Below are 15,963 nucleotides of genomic sequence, written 5' to 3' on the forward strand. Positions count from 1 at the left end.
GGGGCGGAGCCGGATCCCCCTACTTCGAATCCGGCTCCGTCGCCGGGATCTCAATGATCGCAAGTGCGATGGAAACCCACAAGCGGACGGACGGGAGGCCCGTGGCGGGCCCCGCCACGAGCCTCCAGTCCGACAAGGCGTAACGTCCAGAACGTGACCCGACCTGACATCCGCACGGTCGGCGAGCTCCGCACCTCTGGTCACGTCCAGAAGACGGTCCGCGCCGAGATCCGCGACAACCTGCTCACCGCCCTGCGCCAGGGCACCGATCCGTGGCCCGGCCTGCACGGCTTCGAGACCACCGTCATCCCCCAGCTCGAACGCGCCCTCATCGCCGGGCACGACGTCGTCCTGCTCGGCGAGCGCGGCCAGGGCAAGACCCGCCTGCTCCGCACCCTGCAGGGCCTGCTCGATGAGTGGACGCCGGTCATCACCGGCTCCGAGCTCGGCGAGCACCCGTACGAACCGATCACCACCGCGAGCATCCGGCGCGCCGACGACCTCGGCGACGCCCTGCCGATCAGCTGGCGGCACCGCGACGACCGCTACGTCGAGAAGCTCGCGACGCCGGACACGAGCGTCGCCGACCTGATCGGCGACGTCGACCCGATGAAGGTCGCCGAGGGCCGCAGCCTGGGCGACCCGGAGACCATCCACTTCGGGCTCGTCCCCCGCGGGCACCGTGGCATCGTCGCGATCAACGAGCTGCCCGACCTGGCCGAACGCATCCAGGTCGCGATGCTCAACGTGATGGAGGAGCGCGACGTCCAGATCCGCGGCTACGTGCTGCGGCTGCCGCTCGACGTGCTCGTCGTGGCGAGCGCGAACCCCGAGGACTACACGAATCGCGGCCGGATCATCACGCCGCTGAAGGACCGCTTCGGCGCCGAGATCCGCACGCACTACCCGATCGAGCTCGACGACGAGATCGCCGTCATCCGGCAGGAGGCCCAGCTGACGGCCGAGGTCCCCGACGCCCTGATCGAGATCCTCGCCCGGTTCACGCGGGCACTGCGTGGTTCGAGCGCCGTCGACCAGCGCAGCGGTGTGAGCGCCCGGTTCGCGATCGCCGGTGCCGAGACGGTGTCCGCCGCCGCGGTGCACCGCGCAGCTCGCCAGGGCGAGGACGAGGCGGTCGCCCGGCCGATCGACCTCGAGACCGCGGTGGACGTCCTCGGCGGCAAGATCGAGTTCGAGAACGGCGAAGAGGACCGGGCCGACGAGGTCCTCGAGCACCTGCTCCGCACCGCGACCGCCGAGACCGTGCGCTCCCGCTTCAAGGGCCTCGACTTCGCGGTGCTCGTGGACGCGCTCGACGGCGGCACGATGGTGACCACGGGCGAGCAGGTCAGCGCCCGGGCGTTCCTCGAAGGGCTCCCGTCGATCGGCGAATCCGAGCTGTACGACCAGGTGTGCGACCGGATGGGTGCCACGAACGACGGCGAACGCGCCGGCGCGATCGAGCTCGCCCTCGAGGGCCTGTTCCTGGCCCGGCGCATCAGCAAGGAATCCGGCGGGGGCGAAGCCGTCTATGGCTAGGCAGAACCGGCGCCTGACGCGCGACACCCGGTACGGCCGGTACACCGACGGCCCCGACCCGCTCGCCGCCCCGGTCGACCTGGCCGAGGCGCTCGACGCCATCGGGCAGGACGTGATGGGCGGCACGTCGCCCGAGCGCGCGATGCGGGAGTTCCTGCGGCGCGGGGGCCGGACGCAGCGCGGTCTCGACGACCTGGCCCGACGGGTGGCCGAACGCCGCCGCGAGCTGACGAGCAAGAACAACCTCGACGGCACCCTGCAGCAGGTGCGCGAGCTCCTCGACCAGGCGCTGCTCGCCGAGCGCGGGGAGCTCGCCCGCAACGTCGACCTCGACGACGGCGACCGGGCCCTGGCCGAACTGCAGCTCGACAGCCTGTCGCCCTCCCCCGCCGCCGCGGTGCAGGAACTCGGCGACTACGACTGGACGAGCCCGACCGCGCGGCAGAAGTACGACGAGATCAAGGACCTGCTCGGCCGCGAGGTGCTCGACCAGCGCTTCGCCGGCATGAAGCAGGCGCTCGAGGGTGCCACCGACCAGGACCGGGCCGCGGTCAGCGCGATGATGCAGGACCTCAACGCCCTGCTCGAGGCGCACGCCCGCGGCGAGGACACCCAGCAGCAGTTCGACGACTTCATGGACCAGCACGGCGAGTACTTCCCGTCGGACCCGGCGAACGTCGACGAGCTGCTCGACGACCTGGCAGCCCGCGCGGCCGCGGCGCAGCGCATGCGCAACTCGATGACCCAGGAGCAGCGGGACGAACTCGATGCCCTCGCCCAGCAGGCCTTCGGCTCCCCCGACCTGATGGGGCAGCTGTCCCAACTCGACAGTACCCTGCGCGCACTGCGTCCCGGCGAGGACTGGGGCGGATCCGAGCGCATGGAGGGCGAACAGGGCCTCGGCCTGGGCGACGGCACCGGAGTGTTCCAGGACATCGCGGACCTCGACGCCCTCGCCGACCAGCTCGCCCAGTCCGGACCGGGCTCGGAGCTCGACGACCTGGACCTCGACGCGCTGTCCCGGCAGCTCGGCGACGAGGCTGCGGTCGACGCGAAGACCCTGCAGCGCCTCGAGCAGGCGCTCCGGAACTCCGGGGCGATGCGCCGCGGTGCCGACGGGCAGCTCCGGCTCACCCCGAAGGCGATGCGGCAGCTCGGCAAGAGCCTGCTCAAGGACGTCGCCCAGCGGATGTCCGGTCGCCAGGGCGCGCGGGACCTCCGTCGCTCGGGCGCCGCGGGCGAGCCCTCGGGGGCGTCACGGCAGTGGGCGTTCGGCGACACCGAGCCGTGGGACATCCCCCGCACGATCACGAACGCTGTGGTGCGGACGGCGGCCAGCGGGCGGCAGGGTGCCGGCGTGCGCCTGAGCATCGAGGACGTCGAGGTGCAGGAGACCGAGGCCCGCACCCAGGCCTGCGTCGCGCTGCTCGTCGACACGTCGTTCTCGATGGCGATGGAGGACCGCTGGGTGCCGATGAAGCGCACCGCCCTGGCGCTGCACACCCTGGTGTCGACCCGGTTCCGCGGCGACGACCTGCAGCTCATCGCCTTCGGTCGCGAGGCCGAGGTGATGGACGTCGAACAGCTCGTCGGTCTCGACGCGATGTGGGACAAGGGCACGAACCTGCACCACGCCCTGCTGCTCGCCAACCGGCACTTCCGCAAGCACCCCACGGCCCAACCGGTGCTCCTCATCGTCACCGACGGCGAGCCGACGTCGCACCTCGAGCCGAACGGGCAGGTCTGGTTCGATTACCCGCCCGACCCGGTGACGATCGCGCTCACCGTGCGGGAGCTCGAGAACGCCGGACGCCTCGGCGCCCAGACGACGTTCTTCCGGCTCGGCGAGGACCCGGGGCTCGCCCGGTTCATCGACGCGATGGCGAAGCGGGTGGACGGCAGCGTCGTGGCACCGGAGAACGACGACCTCGGAGTCGCCGTGGTCGGTTCGTACCTCGGCTCGCGTCGCGGGGCCGGCGGCGCGCTCTTCCGCGACGACTGGGGGCTCTGAAGCCCACCCAGGGACGGACTGGAGGCCCGTGGCGACACCGCCACGGGCCTCCAGTCCGTCCCTGGGTGCGTCTAGAACAGCGGCCAGGGCACGGCGGGGCCGTGACCGGGCGGCGGCGGGAAGATCCCGACGGCGCGCAGGGCCGCGCAGCGCGCCCGGAGCGTGTCGATCTCCTCGTCCGTCAGGTGCTCGGCGAGCTCGTCGCCGAGACCGCCGCGCAGGGCTTCGGACACCCGGTCGAGGCCCTCGAGCTCGTCCGGACCGAGCGGCTCCCCGATCCAGCCCCACAGGACCGTCCGGAGCTTGTGCTCGACGTGGAAGGTGAGCCCGTGGTCCACGCCGAAGCGGTGGCCGTCGGGCATCGCGAGCACGTGCCCGCCCTTGCGGTCGGCGTTGTTCACGACGACGTCGAAGACGGCCATCCGGCGCAGGGCCTCGGAGTCCTCGTGCACGAGCGTCACGGGCTGGTCGTGTTCGTCGATGGCCTCGAGCACGGGCAGCCAGGGCGAACCGTCCGCCTCGGCGAGATCCGGCGCCACCAGGTCGACGGCGTCCTGCTCGGGATCGACGTCCTGCCAGCGCTGCACCATGCCGGGCCCGAACGGACCGTCGCCCATCCACGTGGGTGGGACGACACCCCAGCCGAACGCCTCGGAGACCAGGTGCGCGGCGATCTCGCGGCCGGCGAGCGTGCCGTCCGGGAAGTCCCACAGCGGGCGCTCGCCCTCGATGGGCTTGTAGACGACGGTCGCACCGTCGAGTTCCGCGAGGAAGGTGGCGTTGGACGCCTCACGGATGCGCGCCCGGACGGAGAGCGAGCCGTCGCTCATGCGTCGCCGGGCGGACGACCGGCGGCGACGACCTCGCGCGTGCGCTCGACGAAGGCCCGGGCGGTGCCGACCGGGATCTTCACCTGGAACAGCTCGGCGGGCTCGGGGATCTCGACGACGGCCTCGATCTCGATGCCGTCCTCGCTCTCCTCGGACACGATCTCGACCTCGTCGTCGATCGGGTACGCCTCGATGACGACCTGCGCGGTGGACGGGTCGAAGCCCAGGCTCAGGGCCCCGGCGCGGAACTCGGCCTCGACGGGCTGGTCGAGCGGCTCCGGGTCGCGGAGTTCGACGGGCACCGACGGCGGCACGCTGAAGCGGTTGTCGTCGACGGTCGCCACCTCGTCGAGGAGCTCGTCGATCTTGTCGGCGAGCACGGCGGTCTGCTCCTTCTCGAGCGCGACGCTGGTGACGCGCCGACCGGAGCGGGCCTGGATGTAGAAGGCGCGCTCACCCGGACGGCCGATGGTGCCGACGACGAGGCGGTCCGGCCAGTCGAAGCCGTGGACGATGGTGGGCATACCCGCATTGTAGGAGCGCTCGGCTCCGGCCGTTCAGGGTCCGGCAGGTCCCACGGGCGCGTCGGGCGCCGGACGCCCGGTGCCGGTGTGCGCATCGGGTTCCGGATGGCCCGCGCCGCCGCCGACCGCGGCGTCCCCGCTGGGTGCCGGGGCGGTGCGCAGCCAGGACAGGTCACCGGACTCGGTGTTCGTCGCGACGACCTCGGGGCGGTGCTCGCCGTAGCGCACGACGGACACCGAGGCCGGGCCGACGCCGATGCGCTGGAACAGGTCCAGGTGCATGCCGAACGCGTCGGCGAGGACGCTCTTGATGATGTCGCCGTGGCTCACCGCGACCCAGACGGCGCCGGGTCCGTGCTCCGCCTCGACCTCGGCGTCGATGCGCCGTACGGCTGCGACGGCCCGGGACTGCATCGTCTGCATGGACTCGCCGCCGGGGAACACGACGGCGCTCGGGTTCGCCTGCACCGTGCGCCAGAGGGGCTCCTTCGCCAGGTCGGCGAGCTTCCGGCCCTGCCACTGCCCGTAGTCGGCCTCGGTGATGGCCCGCTCGATCAGCGAGGCGGGTGCACCGGTCTGCCGGTCCGTCTGCCGGTCCGTCTGCCGGTCCGTCTGCCGGTCCAGGATCGCGCGGGCGGTCTGTCGGCAGCGCTCGAGCGGACTCGACACCACGGCGACGACGGGCACCGCGGCGATGCGCTCCGCGGTCCGCTCGGCCTGGGTGCGGCCGACGGCGTCGAGTCGCACGCCGGCGGTGCGTCCGGCCAGGACGCCGGTGGCGTTCGCGGTGGTGCGTCCGTGACGGACGAGGAGGACGGTCGCCATGCGCCCGATCCTAAGCGCGGGACGCGGTCGCCCTTGACGGGCCGCCCGGGGACCGATCAGATGGGGGCATGGCCGGGCGGCATCGACTCGCACTCTTCGCCACGTCGACGGTGACCGGGTTCGGGATCGCGACGTGGATCACCCGGACGCCCGCGATCCGCGACGAGCTCGGCGCCTCGATCGAGGCGATGGGCCTCGTCCTGCTCGGGCTGTCGATCGGGTCGATGATCGGGATCCTCGGCGCCGGGGCGCTGGTACGACGGACCGGCAACCGCCCGCTCATCCTGCTCGGGGGCACGCTGCCCGTCGTCGGCATGGTGCTCGTCGCGCTGCTCGCCCCGGCGCAGGTCGCCGCCGGGGTCTGGGTCGGGCTGTTCCTGATCGGCTTCGGGGCGGGCGTCGCCGAGATCGGGCTGAACGTCGAGGCCGCCGCGGTCGAGCGGCAGATCGGACGACCGGTCGTGCCGGTACTGCACGCGTGCTTCAGTCTCGGCAGCGTGGTGGGTGGGGTGGTCGGCATCGCCATGACGGCGGCGGGGACCCCGGTCCGGGTGCACCTGCTCGTCGGCGCCGCGGTGATGGCCGCGCTGGCGGTGTTCGCGGCGCTGAACCTGCGGCCGGTGCCTCGTGAGACACCGAGCGATGCGCCTGCCGTTGCCGGCGGCACCCGTCGGGGAGCTCGCCGCTCCGTCCTCACCGTGCAGCTCGCCATGATCGCCGTGATCACCCTGGCGATGGCCTTCGCCGAGGGTGCTGCGAGCGACTGGCTCCCGCTGCTGATGACCACCGACCACGACGCGCCCGAGTCCGTCGGGTCCCTCGTGTTCACCGGGTTCGCCCTCGCCATGCTCATCGGTCGTGCGGCCGGCACCCCGCTCGTCGCCCGGTTCGGTCGCGCCCCGGTCGTCCGGGTCTGTGCCGCGGTCGGTGCGGTGGGGGTCCTGCTCGTCGTGCTGTCACCGAACCCGGTCGTCACCGCCGCGGCCGCCGGCGTCTGGGGGCTCGGCATCGCCCTCGGGTTCCCGCTGTCGATCTCCGCCGCTGGCGACCACCCCACCGACGGCGACCGCCGGGTGTCGGTGGTGGCCACCGCCGGGTACATCGCGTTCCTGGTGGGGCCGCCGCTGCTCGGGTTCGTCGGGGAGCACCTCGGCCTGCAGACGGCGATGCTCGTGCCCCTCGTCCTGCTGGTCGCCGCGTTCCTGGTCGCCCCGGCGACGCGGGGACAGGACACCGGGCGGACGATCGAGCCGGCGGAACCGGCGCGTCGGCCGTCCGGTCGGTAGCGTCTCCGGCATGCCGTTCTTCCGCGACGCTCCGCGCCCGACCACCCCAGCCGCTCCGTCCAGGGTCCAGGCCGCGTGGTCCGACTCCGCCGGGCACTTCGCGACCCGGTGCCTGCAGCTCATCATCGTCGTGGTGGTCGTCGCCGGCGTCGTCTGGGCGAGCAACATCCTGAGCGTCGTCACGATCCCCGTGCTCCTCGCGCTCATCATCGCGTCGGCCATGCACCCGGTGGTGTCGTGGCTCCGCAAGCACCGGGTGCCGTCCGTGCTGGCCACCCTCGCGGTGCTCATCGGCGTCCTCGCGATCCTGGGGCTGATCGGCTGGCTCATCGTCGTCGCGGTCGAGAACCAGTGGGCGCAGCTGCAGAAGTCGGCAGTCGACGGGTTCCAGCAACTGCAGGAGTTCGCGAAGAACCTGCCGTTCTCGATCTCGGACAAGCAGATCGACGACGCGGTCGCGTCGGCGTCCGACTTCGTCACGAGCGCCCAGTTCGGATCCGGTGCACTCGCCGGCGCCTCGGCCACCGCGAACTTCCTGACCGGGCTCGTGCTGATGATCGTCGTGCTGTTCTTCTTCCTGAAGGACGGTCCCAGCATCTGGGAGTTCCTGCTCCGCCCCTTCACCGGTGAGCGCTACGCCCGCGCACGTCGCGTCGGCGACCGGGTCGTCTCCACCCTCGGCGGGTACGTCCGCGGCACCGCCACGGTCGCGGCGGTCGACGCGATCGGCATCGGAGTCGGCATCGCCATCGTCGGCGTCCCGCTCGCCCTGCCGCTGGCCGTCATCGTCTTCATCACCGCGTTCATCCCGATCGTCGGTGCCACCGCCGCCGGCATCCTCGCCGCCCTGGTCGCGCTCGTGGCCCTCGGTCCGGTGCAGGCGCTCATCGTGATCGGCATCGTGGTGCTGGTGAACCAGCTCGAGGGCAACCTGCTGCAGCCCGTCCTGATGGGGCGCACCCTCAAGCTGCACGGCCTCGTCATCCTGATCGGGCTGACCGCCGGCACCGTCCTCGCCGGCATCACCGGCGCGATCATCTCGGTGCCGCTGATCGCCGCCGCCTGGGGCGCGATCCTGGTGTGGGACGGCCCGAACACCCCGGCCCGTCCGTGGCGGAAGAAGCGCAACGAGGACGTCACCGCGCACGAGCTGCCGCAGGGCTGATCCGCAGCGCCGATGGGCAGGGCGCGTTGCGGACATCCGCTTCGCGCAACGGCCTTCCACCCAGCAGGATGGAGGAGTGCTCGTCTCCATCGTCTACATGAGCCGTGCCGTCGTCCCCTTCGACGACCAGGCCATGGCGGTGCTGCTCGCGGAGTCCCGGCTGCGCAACGAAGCGCTCGGCGTCTCCGGGCTCCTGCTCGCCAAGGGCGGCCGGTTCATGCAGCTGCTCGAGGGGCCGGCGTGGAGCGTGCAGGACCGGTACGACGTCATCGCGAAGGACCGACGGCACGGTGAGGTCAAGTCGCTGGTGCGCGAGGACATCGAGCGCCGACGGTTCGACGGCTGGTCGATGGCCTACCGCGCGCTCGACGACTCGGACATCCGCTCCGAAGCGGGTTTCAGTCCCTTCCTCTCCGGCACGATGGACTTCCCGCGCTCGTTCGACCGGACCAGTGCGGCCTGGCTGCTGAAGTGGTTCCGCGACCGCGAGCTGCACGAACTCTGAACCGACGCCGAACGCCGCGCCGAGTCAGCCTTCGTTGAACGCGTCCTCGACGACGGCGAGCAGCCGGTCGCGGTGCTTCGGGTCCGCCGTCGCCGCGATCACCACGCGCCACATCGTCGCCACCGCCGGCATCAGGTCGGTGCGCCGCGTCCGGACGTCGGACACGAGCTGCACGCCGGTGAAGTAGGGCACCACCGTCGACCCGAGCTGCTCCGCGGTCAGGTCCGTCCGGAGTTCCCCGCTCGCGACCGCCAACCGGAACACGTCGACGATCCCGCCGATCCACTGCTCGTAGAAGCTCAGCGTCGCGGTCTGGAACTCGCCGCGCTCCAGCGACAGCCGGATCCCCGCCCGCACGATCGGGTCGGTCCGGAGCAGGTCGGCGATGCCGTGCGACGCCCCGATCAGCGCGGCGACCGGCGAGCTGTCGGTGTGGCTGACGACGTCGAAGGTGCGGGCGTTCTGCTCGCCGATGACGCCGAGCGCCAGGGCGAGCTTCGTCGGGAAGTGGAAGTGCAGCGTGCCCTGCGAGACGCCCGCCGCGCGGGCGATGCCCGCGATCGTCGCGCCGGCGAAGCCGACGCGGTCGAACTCCTCCGCCGCGGCCACCAGGATCTGCTCACGTCGTTCCACGGGACCAGTCTCACAGTCTGGAGGCACGGGGCGGGCCCGCACCGTGCCTCCAGACCGAGGGGTGGTGCGGCTCAGGCCGCGTGCCGGCAGTCCGAGGTTGGTGCGGCTCAGGCCGCGTGCCGGCCGAGCGTGATGCGCTCCTCGGGCAGGTCCTGCAGGTCGCGCCCACGGAACCAGCGGAGCAGCCAGTCGGCGGGCGTGCCCGCCACCCCGGTCGGCAGACCGGTGCGCTCGCTGAGGAAGGTGCTGAACCCGGGCTCGTCACGGAGTTCGTCCCCGGTCGGGCTGCCGAACGCCATCGACCAGCCGTCGAACCGACGCGTGCTGATGGACTCACGCGACAACGACTTCACGCCGGTGTGCCGCGGGTCGCGCTCGATCGCGGCGAAACGGTCCTCGACGCTCCAGACCGGACCCTCGAGCACCTGCATGAAACGGCCGCCCTTGGCGAGCAGGAGCCCGGAGACGCCGAGCGCGTGGTTGCGGAGCCGCGCCTCACGCAGCATGGCGACCAGCTGGTCGTCGGTCAGGTCGTCGACGGCGACGGACATGTAGACGAGGGAGGTGAGGGAGGTCATCCCCTGCAGTCTGGGTCGTGGTCGGCGGCACGGTCAACGCGTCGTCCGCACACCGCACCGGACGGTGCGGCATGCGGACGACGGGCGGGGTGTCGGGTTCGGGTTTCGGGTTTCGGGTTTCGGGTTTCGGGTTTCGATCAGGTGAGGGCGAGCAGGTTGTTGACCTGCTCGTTGACCCCGGTCAGCGTCGCGATCGGCTTGCCGTTCGCGTAGACGTCGTCGAAGGCGGGCTGCAGCAGGGCCTGCACGTCGGCGGGGTTCTTCGTGACCGGGAACAGGAACGTGGTGTCCTCCTCGACCTGCCGGGTGAACGCCGAGACGTCGAGCCCGCGCTTCCGGAACGACGCCACGGCAGCCTCGGTGCCGGCGGGACGGGCGGGGAACACGATCCCGCTCTCACCGACGATCCGCTGGGCCTCGTCGCTGCCCAGGAACGCCACCCACTTCGCGGCGGCCTCGGGGTCCTTCGCCTGTTTCGTGATCGAGTCGCCGAGCCCGTTGAACATCGACGCACGGTGACCCGACGGGCCGATCGGGGTCGGGGCGACCGCGACGTCGAGGTCCTCCATGCCGAGGTACGAACCGATCATCCACGAGCCGTTGAACGACAGCGCGCACTTGCCGGCGCCGAGCTGGACCTCGGGCCCGGTCGTGGTGGAGAACACCCCGTACTTCGCCATGTAGCCCTTCTCGGCCAGCCGGTAGTACCAGGCGAGGGTGTCCTGCACGACCCGCTCGTCGTAGCGGAACCTGTCGCCCCACGGGTTCTCGTTCGTGTAGAACCAGTCGACCGATCCGGTGAACGGTGACCACTGGGTCTGGCCGAAGCCGTCACCGCCCGAGCCGTTCGACGAGATGCCGTAGACGGCGACGTCGTCCTTGTCGAAGCCGTCCTCGTCGCCGCGCCGGCCCTTCGAGTCGACGGTCAGCCGCGCGAGCATCCGTTCGAACGTGCCGCCGTCCTCCGGGTTCCACTCGAGCGACCCGAGTTCCTCGGCGGAGACCCCGGCCTTCGCCATCGCCTTCTGGTCGTAGAACATCGCGACGGTGTCCCAGTCCTTCGGCGAGCCGTAGCGGTGGCCGTCCTGGCCCTTCCACAGTTCGGCGAGTCCGGACTGGTAGTCGTCGTCCCGGATGCCCTTCGTGGCGTCGAGTTCGTCGAGCTTGTAGAGCACGTCGAGGTCGGCGTACTGCGGGAACTTCGTCAGGTGGTCGGTGAAGACGTCGGGAGCGGTGCCGGCGATGAAGCCCGCGGTGAGCTTGGTCCAGTAGTCGTTCCACCCGAGCTGGGTGATCTTCACGGTGATGTCCGGGTTCGCGCGGTGGAACGCGTCGGCGACGGCCTGGTACGCGGGCTGCTGGTTGGCGTCCCAGAGCCAGTAGCTCACGGTGCGCACACCCGATCGGTTCGTCGTGCGGCGACCTGGCGACGAGCAGGCGGCGAGCGCGCCGAGGGCCAGGGCGGAGGCGCCGCCGGCGAAGAGCGTGCGGCGGGTCAGTTGGTTCGTCATGGTGTTCGTCCTGTCCGACATCCGGGTCACTTGATCCCGGAGAAGCCGATGGAGTTGACGATCCGCTTGGCGAAGACGCCGAACAGCAGGATCATCGGGAGCGCCGCCACCAGGGTCGCGGCCATGAGCCCGGCCCAGTCGGTGCCGGACTGCGGGGTCTGCGACTTGAAGACGCCGAGCGCGACGGTCAGCACCCGCGAGCTGTCGGTGTACGACACCATGAGGGGCCAGAAGTAGTCGTTCCAGCTCGTGATGTACGTCAAGACGGCGAGGGTGGCGATCGGGGCCGCCGCCATCGGGATGACGAGCCGGAAGAACACGCGGACCTTGCCGGCGCCGTCGATGAGCGCCGCCTCTTCGACCTCCTTCGAGATGCCGAGGAAGAACTGCCGCAGGAAGAACACCGCGAACGGGGTCATGAACATCGTCGGCAGGGCGATGCCGAGCAGGTTGTCCACGAGCCCGAGCTGCTTGATGAGCGTGAAGTTCGGCAGCAGCGTGAAGATCGCGGGGACCATCAGCCCGGCCAGGAACACCCCGAACACCTTGTCGCGACCGGGCCAGCGCAACCGGGCGAAGGCGTAGGCGGCCGCTGCCGAGAAGAACACCTGGCCGACGGTGACGAGCGTCGACACCAGGATCGAGTTGAGCAGGTACCGCCAGAAGTTCAGGGCGGCGCCGGAGCCGCCCTGCGCCAGTGCCTCTTCGGTGGACTGCAGGCCGAAGACCCGCTCGAACCCGCCCAGGCTGAACCCGACGGGCAGCAGCGAGGTGGGGTCGGAGTTGATCGCGGTGTTCGACGACAGCGCGGTGCGCAGGATCCAGTAGAACGGGAACAGGGTGACGACGATGACGAGGATCATCGCGACCCAGGCGAGCACCCGGCCGAGCGACGGGCGACGACGGTGGCCGGCGCCCATCCGCGGCGGGCGGGACGTGGTGACGGAGCGGGTGAATGTCGTGGTCATGGCGCTTCCGTTCAGTCCAGGTCGGACTCACCCGAGCGGGTGAGGCGGTACTGGATGATCGTGATGATGCTGAGGACGATGAGGAGCGCGACCGAGACCGCGGACGCGTAGCCGAACTGGAACCGGCCGAACGCCAGGTTGTAGATGTAGTTCTGCACGACGTTCGTGGCGTTCGCGGGGCCGCCCTGCGTGGTGACGGCGACGGTGTCGAACACCTGGAACGACCCGATCACGGTGATGATCAGCACCAGGGACAGGATCGGGCGGAGCAGTGGCACCGTGATGCGCCAGAACATCTTCCACTCGCTCGCACCGTCGATGCGTCCGGCCTCGTACACGGTCTCGGGCAGCGACTGCAGGCCGGCGAAGATGAGCAGTGCCGTGTAGCCGACGTGCCGCCAGACGTTGATGAGCGCGATCGAGGGGATGCCCCAGACGTCGCTCTGCAGGAACGGGATGCGGTCGAGCCCGAGTGAGGCGAGCATCTCGTTGCCGATGCCGAGCTGGGTGTCGAGGATCCAGAGCCAGACCAGGGCGGCGACGACGTTCGACACCAGGTACGGCGCGAGCACGATGCCGCGCACGAAGGTCGACTTGGTCAGGCGGTGCATCATCACGGCGATGAACAGCGCGACGACGGTCTGGATGACGATGTTGATGAGCACGTACTCGACGGTCACCACCATCGAGTGCCAGAAGATCGAGTCCTGCACCAGGCGGGCGTAGTTCTGCAGGCCGGTGAACTCGGGCTCGGTGAGCAGGTTGTACGACGTGAAGCTCAGGTAGATGCCCCGCACGGTCGGCCAGGCGAGGAACACCGCGAACCCGACGGCTGCCGGGGCGATGAAGACGAGCGCGAGCCACAGGTCGTTCCTGGGGCGGCGCCGTGGTGCGGTGGTGCGGGCACGGGCGAGGTCGGCGGACCGACTCCTCCGTCTCGTGCTGGCGGTCGTCAAGGGTGACGACACAGGGCTCTCGGTTGCCATCGCGACTCCTTCGTCTGCGGTGGACTGACGTGCAGCAGTCCGTGAGCCGGGAATCTACACGTGGGGACCACTGCTGGCAAGAGGCTCTTTCCGGGACGTCGACAGGGGTTGTCACGTGTAGACAGCGTGTGTCAGGATGGCGCTCGATCGCATCGGAGCGACCCGCTCGGCGACGCATCCCACACCCCTGGAAAGGTCACTGATGATCTCTGTCGGAATGGTCGGCGCGGGCCAGTTCGCCCCCCAGTTCGCCAAGCTGTTCAAGCTCCACCCCGACGTGGACCGGGTCTACGTCACGGACCTCGTCGGCGAGCGCGCGTCGGAACTCGTCGAGACCCAGCACCTCGACGGCACGTTCCCCGACTTCGACGCCGTCCTCGCCTCGGACGTCGACGCCGTCGCGATCTTCACGCAGCGCTGGACCCACGGTCCGCTCGTGGTCAAGGCCCTGCGCGCCGGCAAGCACGTGTACTCCGCCGTGCCGATGGCGATCTCCGTCGACGAGATCCGCGACATCATCCAGGCGGTCCGCGAGACCGGCCTGACCTACATGATGGGCGAGACGAGCTACTACAACCCCGCGACGGTGTTCGCCCGCAAGCAGGTCGCCGCCGGCGCCTTCGGCCGGGTGTTCTACGCCGAGGGCGACTACGTGCACGACATGGACCTCGGCTTCTACGCCGCGTACCAGTACAGCGGTGGCGACGAGTGGAAGCGCACCGCCAGCTACCCGCCCATGCTCTACCCGACGCACTCGGTCGGCGGGGTCCTCGGTGCGATCCCCGGGCACGCGGTCAGCGTCAGCTGCATCGGCGTCAAGGACGACCGCGGCGACGGCGTCTTCGACAAGGACGTCAGCCAGTTCGACAACGACTTCTCGAACGCCACCGCCCTGTTCGAGCTCGACAACGGCGGGGTCATGCGCATCAACGAGATGCGTCGCGTCGGCTACCCGTCGCACATCCGGGAGTCGCGCTTCCGCTACTTCGGCACCGAGGCCAGCTTCGAGCAGCTCGCGAAGACCAGCGTCTGGCAGGACAAGCAGGACTCGCACGACATCAGCGACAAGATCGACACCCAGGCGACGATGTCCCTCGACGACCCGCGCCTGGCCGACGTCGACCCGTCCCTGCGCGACGCGTTCGTCTCCGGCTACGCCGAGGTGCACGACACCGACCGTCTGCCCGCCGAGTACGACGGTGTGCCGACCGGGCACGAGGGCAGCCACCAGTTCCTCGCCGACGACTTCGTCCGCGCCGTCGTCGACCGGACCCTGCCGCCGGTGAACGCCTGGACCGCCGCGCGCTTCACCCTGCCGGGCATCATCGCCCACCAGTCCGCGCTGCAGGGTGGCGCCCGCCTCGACGTGCCGGACTTCGGTGACGCCCCGGAGACGACGAGCACTGCGACGACGAGCGCACCGACGTCAGCAGGCAGCACGTCGTCGGCTACGATCGCGTCCGAGTAACACGTGTCGTTCGGGTGCCGGTCCGTCGTGGGCCGGCACCCGAACGACGCTCCCGGACCCGACGAAGGTGGCACCCGTGACCGTCCCGACGAACCCCAGGGCGGTCACCCGTGCGGACGTCGCCCGCTACGCCGGGGTCAGCACCTCCGTCGTCAGCTACGTCGTGCACGACGGACCGCGCCCCGTCGCCGCCGCCACCGCCGCCCGGGTGCGCGAGGCCATCCGCGTCCTCGGCTACCGCCCGAACGCGAGCGCCCAGGCCCTGCGAACCGGCTCGTCGAAGATGCTCGGCCTGATCGTGCCCGAACTCGACAACCCGTTCTGGTCCGAGCTCGCCGTCGCGGTCACCCACGCCGCCGCCGCACGCGGCTACGACGTCCTGCTCGCCAACAGCGACGGCGACGCCGCCCAGGAGCGCGAGCGGCTCCGCAGCCTGTCCGCCCGCCAGGTCGACGGCATCATCGTGACGAGCATCATGACCCACCCGGACCTGTCGACCGTCACCGACCCCGGCCTGCCGATGGTCCTGCTCAACACGTTCTTCGAGGTCCCCGAGTACGCCAGCATCGGTGTCGACGCCCTGCGTGGCGCTCTCGACGGCACGCAGCACCTGGTCGAGCACGGCTACCGTTCGATCGGCCTCGTGATGGGCCACACCGGCTCGATGGAGCTCCGCGAGCAGGGCTGGATGCGGGCCCTGCGCCAGGCCGGCCTGCCCGACGGCCCCATCGTCCGCACCGACTTCACCCGGCGCGGAGGCTACGAAGCCGGCCTCCGCATGTTCGCCGACGAGACCGGGCCCCGAGCCGTCTTCGTCAGTTCGGACATGCAGGCGATCGGCGTCATGCGCGCACTGTGGGAACTCGGTCTGCGCGTCCCCGAGGACGTCGCGATCGTGTCGTTCGACGGCGCGGCCGAGGCGGACTACACGAACCCGCAGCTCACCACGGTCCGGCAGCCGATCGAGACGATGGCGGTCGCCGCGGTCGACCGCGTGCTCGGCCTCGACGCCGACAACCAGTGGCACCGCGACCTGGTCCCCGCCGAGTTGGTCCTCGGCGCGAGTTGCGGGTGCGACGTGCGTCGCTGACCGGACGGGAGGCGCGGGGCGGGGCCGCCACGGGCCTCCTGTCC

The 15,963-nt window shown here is 70.8% G+C and carries 15 protein-coding genes; 7 read left to right on the top strand and 8 right to left on the bottom strand.

Annotated elements, in window-relative coordinates:
- Positions 1-153: 153 nt before the first annotated feature.
- Together DEJ21_RS11980 and DEJ21_RS11985 are read left to right on the top strand one after the other, a co-directional pair.
- Complete coding sequence (locus DEJ21_RS11980) at positions 154-1,539, top strand: AAA family ATPase (RefSeq protein WP_111224711.1); 1,386 nt, start codon at positions 154-156, stop codon at positions 1,537-1,539.
- Positions 1,532-3,550 (top strand): VWA domain-containing protein, encoded by a 2,019-nt coding sequence (locus DEJ21_RS11985; RefSeq protein WP_111224712.1) that lies wholly within the window; start codon positions 1,532-1,534, stop codon positions 3,548-3,550. The genes DEJ21_RS11980 and DEJ21_RS11985 overlap by 8 nt, the downstream gene beginning before the upstream one ends.
- Positions 3,551-3,621: 71 nt before the next feature.
- On the opposite strand, the gene DEJ21_RS11990 is transcribed toward DEJ21_RS11985, so the two are convergent.
- Genes DEJ21_RS11990 through DEJ21_RS12000 form a run of 3 tightly spaced genes read right to left on the bottom strand, consistent with a single transcriptional unit; the run spans position 3,622 to position 5,729 of the window.
- Positions 3,622-4,380 (bottom strand): SCO1664 family protein, encoded by a 759-nt coding sequence (locus DEJ21_RS11990; RefSeq protein WP_111224713.1) that lies wholly within the window; start codon positions 4,378-4,380, stop codon positions 3,622-3,624.
- Positions 4,377-4,904 (bottom strand): DUF3090 domain-containing protein, encoded by a 528-nt coding sequence (locus tag DEJ21_RS11995; RefSeq protein WP_071406497.1) that lies wholly within the window; start codon positions 4,902-4,904, stop codon positions 4,377-4,379. Before DEJ21_RS11995 ends, DEJ21_RS11990 begins: the two co-directional genes overlap by 4 nt.
- Before the next feature lie 33 nt (positions 4,905-4,937).
- Positions 4,938-5,729 (bottom strand): MSMEG_4193 family putative phosphomutase, encoded by a 792-nt coding sequence (locus tag DEJ21_RS12000; protein WP_111224714.1) that lies wholly within the window; start codon positions 5,727-5,729, stop codon positions 4,938-4,940.
- Between the two features lie 68 nt (positions 5,730-5,797).
- Here DEJ21_RS12000 and DEJ21_RS12005 point away from each other — a divergent pair, with 68 nt between their 5' ends.
- From DEJ21_RS12005 to DEJ21_RS12015, 3 genes are all read left to right on the top strand, one after another.
- A complete protein-coding gene (locus tag DEJ21_RS12005; RefSeq protein ID WP_111224715.1) occupies positions 5,798-7,015 on the top strand; it encodes an MFS transporter in 1,218 nt (405 codons plus the stop codon).
- Between the two features lie 10 nt (positions 7,016-7,025).
- Positions 7,026-8,180 (top strand): AI-2E family transporter, encoded by a 1,155-nt coding sequence (locus DEJ21_RS12010; RefSeq protein WP_111047677.1) that lies wholly within the window; start codon positions 7,026-7,028, stop codon positions 8,178-8,180.
- A gap of 76 nt (positions 8,181-8,256) precedes the next feature.
- Complete coding sequence (locus DEJ21_RS12015; protein ID WP_111224716.1) at positions 8,257-8,685, top strand: BLUF domain-containing protein; 429 nt, start codon at positions 8,257-8,259, stop codon at positions 8,683-8,685.
- A gap of 24 nt (positions 8,686-8,709) precedes the next feature.
- Here DEJ21_RS12015 and DEJ21_RS12020 read toward each other — a convergent pair whose 3' ends face one another.
- The 5 genes from DEJ21_RS12020 to DEJ21_RS12040 all read right to left on the bottom strand — a co-directional run bounded on the left by DEJ21_RS12020 (position 8,710) and on the right by DEJ21_RS12040 (position 13,361).
- Positions 8,710-9,318, bottom strand: coding sequence for a ScbR family autoregulator-binding transcription factor (locus DEJ21_RS12020; RefSeq protein ID WP_146247762.1), 609 nt, complete (start codon positions 9,316-9,318; stop codon positions 8,710-8,712).
- Between the two features lie 107 nt (positions 9,319-9,425).
- A complete protein-coding gene (locus DEJ21_RS12025; protein ID WP_111224718.1) occupies positions 9,426-9,896 on the bottom strand; it encodes a BLUF domain-containing protein in 471 nt (156 codons plus the stop codon).
- Positions 9,897-10,033: 137 nt separating this feature from the next.
- Positions 10,034-11,407 (bottom strand): sugar ABC transporter substrate-binding protein, encoded by a 1,374-nt coding sequence (locus DEJ21_RS12030; protein WP_220036574.1) that lies wholly within the window; start codon positions 11,405-11,407, stop codon positions 10,034-10,036.
- A 26-nt stretch (positions 11,408-11,433) separates the two neighbouring features.
- Positions 11,434-12,375 (bottom strand): carbohydrate ABC transporter permease, encoded by a 942-nt coding sequence (locus tag DEJ21_RS12035; RefSeq protein WP_181435860.1) that lies wholly within the window; start codon positions 12,373-12,375, stop codon positions 11,434-11,436.
- 11 nt (positions 12,376-12,386) lie between these two features.
- A complete protein-coding gene (locus DEJ21_RS12040) occupies positions 12,387-13,361 on the bottom strand; it encodes a carbohydrate ABC transporter permease (protein ID WP_258375033.1) in 975 nt (324 codons plus the stop codon).
- A 202-nt stretch (positions 13,362-13,563) separates the two neighbouring features.
- On the opposite strand from DEJ21_RS12040, the gene DEJ21_RS12045 reads away from it, so the two are divergent.
- On the top strand, positions 13,564-14,829 hold the full coding sequence (locus DEJ21_RS12045) for a Gfo/Idh/MocA family protein (RefSeq protein ID WP_375342400.1): 1,266 nt from the start codon (positions 13,564-13,566) through the stop codon (positions 14,827-14,829).
- Positions 14,830-14,905: 76 nt separating this feature from the next.
- Positions 14,906-15,919 carry a LacI family DNA-binding transcriptional regulator gene (locus tag DEJ21_RS12050; RefSeq protein ID WP_232536521.1) on the top strand — a complete coding sequence of 338 codons (1,014 nt, stop codon included), beginning with the start codon at positions 14,906-14,908 and terminating at the stop codon, positions 15,917-15,919.
- The last annotated feature ends 44 nt before the right edge of the window (positions 15,920-15,963 follow it).

The sequence above is a fragment of the Curtobacterium sp. MCSS17_006 genome, from assembly GCF_003234215.1.
GTDB classification, from domain to species: domain Bacteria; phylum Actinomycetota; class Actinomycetes; order Actinomycetales; family Microbacteriaceae; genus Curtobacterium; species Curtobacterium flaccumfaciens.

Coding starts and splice junctions, on each gene's coding strand:
- DEJ21_RS11985 (WP_111224712.1), top strand. CDS start 1,532: ATGGCTAGGCAGAACCGGCGCCTGACGCGCGACACCCGGTACGGCCGG.
- DEJ21_RS11990 (WP_111224713.1), bottom strand. CDS start 4,380: ATGAGCGACGGCTCGCTCTCCGTCCGGGCGCGCATCCGTGAGGCGTCC.
- DEJ21_RS11995 (WP_071406497.1), bottom strand. CDS start 4,904: ATGCCCACCATCGTCCACGGCTTCGACTGGCCGGACCGCCTCGTCGTC.
- DEJ21_RS12000 (WP_111224714.1), bottom strand. CDS start 5,729: ATGGCGACCGTCCTCCTCGTCCGTCACGGACGCACCACCGCGAACGCC.
- DEJ21_RS12005 (WP_111224715.1), top strand. CDS start 5,798: ATGGCCGGGCGGCATCGACTCGCACTCTTCGCCACGTCGACGGTGACC.
- DEJ21_RS12010 (WP_111047677.1), top strand. CDS start 7,026: ATGCCGTTCTTCCGCGACGCTCCGCGCCCGACCACCCCAGCCGCTCCG.
- DEJ21_RS12025 (WP_111224718.1), bottom strand. CDS start 9,896: ATGACCTCCCTCACCTCCCTCGTCTACATGTCCGTCGCCGTCGACGAC.
- DEJ21_RS12030 (WP_220036574.1), bottom strand. CDS start 11,407: ATGACGAACCAACTGACCCGCCGCACGCTCTTCGCCGGCGGCGCCTCC.
- DEJ21_RS12035 (WP_181435860.1), bottom strand. CDS start 12,375: ATGACCACGACATTCACCCGCTCCGTCACCACGTCCCGCCCGCCGCGG.
- DEJ21_RS12040 (WP_258375033.1), bottom strand. CDS start 13,361: ATGGCAACCGAGAGCCCTGTGTCGTCACCCTTGACGACCGCCAGCACG.
- DEJ21_RS12045 (WP_375342400.1), top strand. CDS start 13,564: ATGATCTCTGTCGGAATGGTCGGCGCGGGCCAGTTCGCCCCCCAGTTC.